Origin of the sequence: Pseudomonas palmensis (genome assembly GCF_017848315.1) — a bacterium.
Taxonomy (GTDB): Bacteria; Pseudomonadota; Gammaproteobacteria; order Pseudomonadales; family Pseudomonadaceae; genus Aquipseudomonas; species Aquipseudomonas palmensis.
Genome location: NZ_JAFKEC010000070.1, coordinates 21181 through 27441 on the forward strand (window position 1 = coordinate 21181; position 6261 = coordinate 27441).

The 6261-nt window shown below is 64.9% G+C and carries 7 protein-coding genes and 1 pseudogene; 1 reads left to right on the forward strand and 7 read right to left on the reverse strand.

Going from position 1 to position 6261, the window contains the following annotated elements; all coding sequences use genetic code 11:
- Nucleotides 1–6: 6 nt before the first annotated feature.
- The 3 genes from JZZ72_RS24760 to JZZ72_RS24770 form a co-directional block, all read right to left on the reverse strand.
- A complete protein-coding gene (locus tag JZZ72_RS24760; protein WP_043860127.1) occupies nt 7–801 on the reverse strand; it encodes a thiazole synthase in 795 nt (264 codons plus the stop codon).
- A 48-nt stretch (nt 802–849) separates the two neighbouring features.
- Nucleotides 850–1050, reverse strand: coding sequence for a sulfur carrier protein ThiS (thiS, locus tag JZZ72_RS24765; RefSeq protein WP_043860147.1), 201 nt, complete (start codon nt 1048–1050; stop codon nt 850–852).
- Between the two features lie 101 nt (nt 1051–1151).
- The gene (locus JZZ72_RS24770) at nt 1152–1523 is read right to left on the reverse strand and encodes a DUF423 domain-containing protein (protein ID WP_043860126.1); all 372 of its coding nucleotides are present in this window, start codon (nt 1521–1523) and stop codon (nt 1152–1154) included.
- A gap of 34 nt (nt 1524–1557) precedes the next feature.
- Here JZZ72_RS24770 and mtgA point away from each other — a divergent pair.
- Nucleotides 1558–2315, forward strand: a pseudogene (gene mtgA, locus JZZ72_RS24775) (monofunctional biosynthetic peptidoglycan transglycosylase).
- Nucleotides 2316–2410: 95 nt separating this feature from the next.
- Here mtgA and rpoH read toward each other — a convergent pair.
- The 4 genes from rpoH to ftsY all read right to left on the reverse strand — a co-directional run.
- On the reverse strand, nt 2411–3265 hold the full coding sequence (gene rpoH, locus JZZ72_RS24780; RefSeq protein ID WP_043860124.1) for an RNA polymerase sigma factor RpoH: 855 nt from the start codon (nt 3263–3265) through the stop codon (nt 2411–2413).
- Nucleotides 3266–3376: 111 nt separating this feature from the next.
- Nucleotides 3377–4408: a permease-like cell division protein FtsX gene (gene ftsX, locus JZZ72_RS24785; protein ID WP_043860123.1), complete on the reverse strand. Its 1032-nt coding sequence runs from the start codon at nt 4406–4408 to the stop codon at nt 3377–3379.
- Entirely contained in the window at nt 4405–5076 is a 672-nt protein-coding gene (ftsE, locus tag JZZ72_RS24790) for a cell division ATP-binding protein FtsE (RefSeq protein WP_043860122.1), read from the reverse strand. The genes ftsX and ftsE overlap by 4 nt, the downstream gene beginning before the upstream one ends.
- A partial coding sequence (gene ftsY, locus JZZ72_RS24795) for a signal recognition particle-docking protein FtsY (protein ID WP_236066331.1) occupies nt 5073–6261 on the reverse strand: 1189 nt, incomplete at its 5' end. The genes ftsE and ftsY, both read right to left, overlap by 4 nt.

Sequence of the window (6261 nt, forward strand, 5' to 3'; positions counted from 1 at the left end):
GGGCTCTTACTTGATCAGACCATCCAGCGGCGACGAGGCGCTGGCATAGAGTTTTTTCGGCATGCGGCCGGCCAGGTAGGCCAGGCGGCCTGCCACGATGGCGTGCTTCATGGCTTCGGCCATCATCACCGGTTGTTCGGCATGGGCGATGGCGGAGTTCATCAGCACTGCCTCGCAGCCCATTTCCATGGCGATGGTGGCGTCCGACGCGGTACCCACACCGGCATCGACCAGCACCGGCACTTTCGATTCCTCGAGAATGATGCGCAGGTTGTACGGGTTGCAGATGCCCAGGCCCGTACCGATCAGGCCTGCCAGCGGCATGACCGCGATGCAGCCGATTTCGGCCAGCTGACGCGCGATGATCGGGTCGTCGCTGGTGTAGACCATCACGTCGAAACCGTCCTTGACCAGCACTTCGGCGGCCTTGATGGTTTCGATCACGTTGGGGAACAGCGTCTTCTGGTCGGCCAGCACTTCGAGCTTGACCAGGTTGTGCCCGTCGAGCAGTTCGCGGGCCAGGCGGCAGGTGCGCACGGCCTCGACCGCGTCGTAGCAGCCGGCGGTGTTCGGTAGGATGGTGTAGCGGTCCGGTGGCAGCACGTCGAGCAGGTTCGGCTCGCCCGGGTTCTGGCCCAGGTTGGTGCGGCGCACGGCGACGGTGACGATCTCGGCACCCGAGGCCTCGATGGCCAGGCGGGTTTCTTCCATGTCGCGGTACTTGCCGGTACCGACCAGCAGGCGCGACTGGAAGGTACGACCGGCCAGCGTGAAGGGCTTGTCGCTACGAACATTGCTCATCGGTAATCCTCTTGAAGGTTGAGGGACTTGCAGGTGAAGCGCGTGGGCCTAGCCGCCGCCGATGGCGTGAACCACCTCGACCTGGTCGCCTTCGCGCAGGGCGGTGGCGTCGTGCTGGCTGCGCGGCACGATGTCCAGGTTCAGCTCCACCGCCACCCGGCGACCTGCGAGGTCGAGCCGGGTCAGCAGGGCCGCGACGCTTTCGCCGTCGGGCAATTCGAAAGGTTCACCGTTCAGTTGAATGCGCATGCGCACGGCCGCCATTGTTTTTAGGGGCCCGCATTCTAGCCCCTATCCGGGGCTGAACCCAAGGCCAAGCGGCGCCATTCGTCTCGATCCGGACCCGCGGGTCAACCCAGGCGCCAGGCCGCCAGGCCCAGGCACAGCCAGCCGCCGAGGAAGGCCAGGCCGCCAAAAGGGGTGATGATGCCGAGCTTGCCGATGCCACTCAGGGTCAACAGGTACAGGCTACCGGAAAACAGCACGATGCCCAGACAGAACAGACCACCGGCCCAGGCCGTGAGTCGCCCGGGCAGGTGCGCCCAGAGCACTGCCACGCCCAGCAGGGCCAGGGCGTGTACCAGCTGGTAGGTGACGCCGGTATGGAAGATCGCCAGGTACTCCTGGCTCAGGCGGCCCTTGAGGCCATGGGCGGCGAAGGCACCGAGGGCCACACCGGTAAAGCCGAAAAAGGCGGCGAGCAACAGAAAGCTGCGAAGCATGCGCAAGACTCCTTGGGGGCACAGGGTCTGTATAATGGCCCGCTCATTCGGTTCGGCCAAGCCATCTCTATGCTTTCATCCCTGATCCGCCGCCTCACCCGCGCCCTGCTCTGGTTCGCCGTTGCCAGCGTGTTGCTGGTGCTGCTGTTTCGCTGGGTACCGCCGCCGGGCACCATGCTGATGGTCGAGCGCAAGGTGGAATCGTGGGTCGACGGCCAGCCCATCGACCTGCAACGCGACTGGCGCCCATGGGGCGAGATCTCCGATGAACTGAAGGTGGCGGTGATTGCCGGCGAGGACCAGAAGTTCGCCGGGCACTGGGGTTTCGACTTCAATGCCATCCAGGCCGCACTGGCACACAACGAGCGTGGTGGCACGCTTCGCGGCGCCAGCACGCTGAGTCAGCAGGTGGCCAAGAACCAGTTCCTGTGGGCAGGCCGCAGTTGGCTGCGCAAAGGGCTGGAGGCATGGTTTACCGCACTGATCGAGCTGCTGTGGTCCAAGGAGCGCATCCTGGAGGTGTACCTCAACAGCGCCGAGTGGGATGACGGCGTATTCGGCGCCCAGGCAGCGGCCCGCCATCACTTCGGTACCGATGCGAGCAAGCTGACGCGCCAGCAGGCCAGCCTGTTGGCGGCGGTACTGCCCAGCCCGCGCAACTGGAGCGCAAGCCGGCCCAGCAGCTATGTGGCGCGACGGGCGGCGTGGATTCGTCAGCAGATGAGCCAGCTGGGCGGCAGCGGCTACCTGGTGCAACTGGATGAGCCGCGCAAGGCGCCCTGGGCCAACTGAAACAAAGAGGGCCCCTTCGCCGGCAAGGCCGGCTCCTACAGGGATTGTTGTAGGAGCCGGCCTTGCCGGTGAAGGGGCCCTCAGGGTCCCGCAGATCAGGCAGCGATCAGGGCTTTGACCTTGTTCATCGCATTCTTCTCCAACTGCCGGATACGCTCGGCCGACACGCTGTACTTGGCCGCCAGGTCATGCAGCGTGGCCTTCTCTTCGGCCAGCCAGCGCTGGTACAGGATGTCGCGGCTACGGTCGTCCAGGCCTTGCAGCGCCTCGTGCAGGTTGTTCGAGGAGCTGTCGCTCCAGTCCGCATCCTCCAGCTGACGTGCCGGGTCGTAACGGTGGTCTTCGAGGTAGTTGGCCGGTGACTGGAACGCGCTGTCGTCGTCCGCCTCGCTGGCCGGGTCGAAGGCCATGTCCTGACCGGTCAGGCGGCTTTCCATCTCGCGCACTTCACGCGGCTCCACCCCCAGGCTTTCGGCCACACGATGCACTTCATCGTTGTTCAGCCAGGCCAGACGCTTCTTCTGGCTGCGCAGGTTGAAGAACAGCTTGCGCTGCGCCTTGGTGGTCGCGACCTTGACGATGCGCCAGTTGCGCAGGATGAATTCGTGAATTTCGGCCTTGATCCAGTGCACGGCAAAGGACACCAGGCGCACACCCATCTCGGGGTTGAAACGCTTGACCGCTTTCATCAGGCCAACGTTGCCTTCCTGAATCAGGTCGGCCTGGGCCAGCCCGTAGCCCGAATAGCTACGCGCGATATGTACGACAAAACGCAGGTGGGCGAGCACCATCTGCCGAGCCGCCCCCAGATCCTGCTCATAGTAGAGACTCTCGGCCAGTTCACGCTCCTGCTCGGGCGTCAGCAATGGAATGCTGTTGACCGTGTGCACATAGGCCTCCAGGTTCGCACCCGGGACCAAGGCATAGGCAGGTTGCAACGAAGTGGTCATACGAAAAAACCTCCGACTCACTGAATTGTGCCATCAGGCACTGCCATCATTGACCGGGAACCGCGAAACAAGTTCCCGAAATACACGATAGTCAATGACGGCTGGAAGACACTATCGCGGTGCAAGCTCACGCAGATGCCGAGCGACCGCAATCCAAGCACCGATATACCCTAACAGCACCGCCCCAAGCAAGAGCGACAGACCATCGGCAGGCGGCACCCCGGCCAGCGAGAAATCGCTGCCGTATAGACCCGACAGGCCGACGACCGCGTCATCCAGCCAGTTGAGGCCGAACGCCAGTACCCCCCAGGACAGTACGCCTGCCCCCAGGCCATACAGCGCGCCCATGTACAGGAACGGCCGGCGCACGTAGGCATCGGTACCGCCCACCAGCTTGATGACCTCGATTTCGGTACGGCGGTTCTCGATATGCAGGCGAATGGTGTTGCCAATGACCAGCAGCAGCGCCGACACCAGCAGCACGGTCAGGCCGAAGACAAAGCGATCACCCAGCTTGAGGATCGCCGCCAGCCGCTCCACCCACACCAGGTCGAGCTGGGCCAGTTCCACCTTGGGCAGTTCGGCCAGGCGTTGGCGCAGGGCCTCCAGCGCTGGCTTGTCGACTTCGGCCGGGGTCACCACGACCACGCCAGGCAAGGGGTTCTCCGGCAGCTCGCGCAAGGCCTCGCCCAGCCCGGACTGCTGCTGGAACTCGTCGAGGGCCTGTTCACGGCTGACATACTCGGCATCGGCCACCCCCGGCATGCCCTTGATCTGGGTACGCAGGGCTTCGCCTTCGCTCACGCTGGCGTCAAGTTTGAGGTACAGCGAAATCTGCGCTGCACGCTGCCACGAGCCGCCCAGGCGCTCGACATTGCTCAGCAGCAGCGACAACCCCATCGGCAGGCTCAGGGCCACGGCCATCACCAGGCAGGTGAAGAAACTGCCGATCGGCTGCTTGCCCAGGCGACGCAGGCTGTCGAGCAGGCTGGAGCGATGGCTTTCCAGCCAGGCGTGCAGCAGCGTGCTGAAATCCGGGCCGTCATCGTCATCATCACGGCGCTTTTTCTGTTTCTGAGGGCTTGGCTCGGCTGCCGCAGGGGCCACCCGCTCGGACACCTTGGGACTACGTGTTGCACTCATTGCCCGGCCTCCCCATCGCCGATCAAGCGGCCGCGCTGCAGGGTCAGCATGCGATGGCGCATGCGCGCGATCAGCGCCAGGTCGTGGCTGGCGATCAGCACGCTGGTGCCCAGGCGGTTGATATCTTCGAAAACACCCATGATCTCGGCCGCCAGGCGCGGGTCGAGGTTGCCGGTGGGTTCATCCGCCAGCAACAGGGCCGGACGGTGCACGATGGCACGCGCAATGCCCACCCGTTGCTGCTGGCCGGTGGACAGGTCGCCGGGGAACAGCTGGGCCTTGTCCGACAGGGCCACACGCTCCAGCGCCGCGTCCACACGCTTGGCCACCTCGACCTTGGACAGGCCCAGGATCTGCAGCGGCAGGGCGACGTTGTTGAACACGGTACGGTCGAACAGCAACTGGTGGTTCTGGAACACCACGCCGATCTGGCGACGCAGGAACGGGATCTGCGCGTTGCTGATCTGACCAAGGTCCTGGCCGGCCAGCAGCAGCTTGCCGCTGGTCGGACGCTCCATGGCCAGCAGCAGGCGCAGCAAGGTGCTCTTGCCCGCGCCGGAATGGCCGGTGACGAACAGGAACTCGCCCCGACGCACCCGAAAACTCAATTCATGCAGGCCAACGTGACCGTTAGGGTAACGCTTGGCGACCTGTTCGAATCGGATCATGAAGGCTCCCGCTCGGCAAACAACGCTTGTACGAAGGGCTCGGCTTCGAAGGTGCGCAGGTCATCGATGCCTTCGCCCACACCAATGTAGCGGATCGGCAGGCCGAACTGCTTGGCCAGGGCGAAGATCACCCCGCCCTTGGCGGTGCCGTCGAGCTTGGTCAGCGCCAGGCCGGTGAGCTCCACGCTCTGGTTGAAGTGCTTGGCCTGGTTGATGGCGTTCTGCCCGGTGCCGGCGTCCAGCACCAGCAGCACCTCGTGCGGCGCGTCGGCGTCCAACTTGCCGATCACGCGGCGAACCTTCTTCAGCTCTTCCATCAGGTTGTCTTTGGTGTGCAAGCGACCGGCGGTGTCGGCGATCAGCACGTCGATGTTGCGCGCCTTGGCCGCCTGCACCGCGTCGAAGATCACCGAAGCGGAGTCGGCGCCGGTGTGCTGAGCGATCACCGGGATCTGGTTGCGCTCGCCCCATACCTGCAGCTGCTCCACCGCGGCAGCACGGAAGGTATCGCCGGCGGCCAGCATGACCTTCTTGCCTTCGAGCTGGAGCTTTTTCGCCAGCTTGCCGATGGTGGTGGTCTTGCCGGCGCCGTTGACGCCGACCACCAGGATCACGAACGGCTTGTTCGCGGCATGCACCTTCAGCGGCTGTTCGACCGGCTTGAGCAGGTCGGTCAGCTCGCCCTGCAGCGACTTGTACAGGGCATCGGCATCGGCCAACTGCTTGCGTGCGACCTTCTGGGTCAGGCTCTGCACGATCACCGAAGTGGCCTCGACGCCGACGTCGGCGGTCAGCAGGCGGGTCTCGATCTCTTCGAGCAGGTCGTCGTCGATGACCTTCTTGCCCAGGAACAGGCTGGCCATGCCCTCGCCAATGCTGGCGCTGGTCTTGGACAGGCCCTGCTTGAGGCGGGCGAAGAAGCCGGCCTTGGTGGTGGTTTCAGGCACCGACGGGGCGGCCTCGGGAACAGGCAGGGCGACCTCGGTGGCCGCAACAGGTGCGGGCGGCACCACTGCAGGCGGCTCGACCACCGGCTCGGGTGCGTTGTACTGCGGTACAGGCTCGACCACCGGCTCGGGCGCGCTGTACTGCGGTACAGCCTCGATCACCGGCTCGGGCGCGGCGTACTGCGGCGCAGGCGCTACCACAGGCTCGGGCGCAGCGTACTGCGGGGCAGGCTCGGGG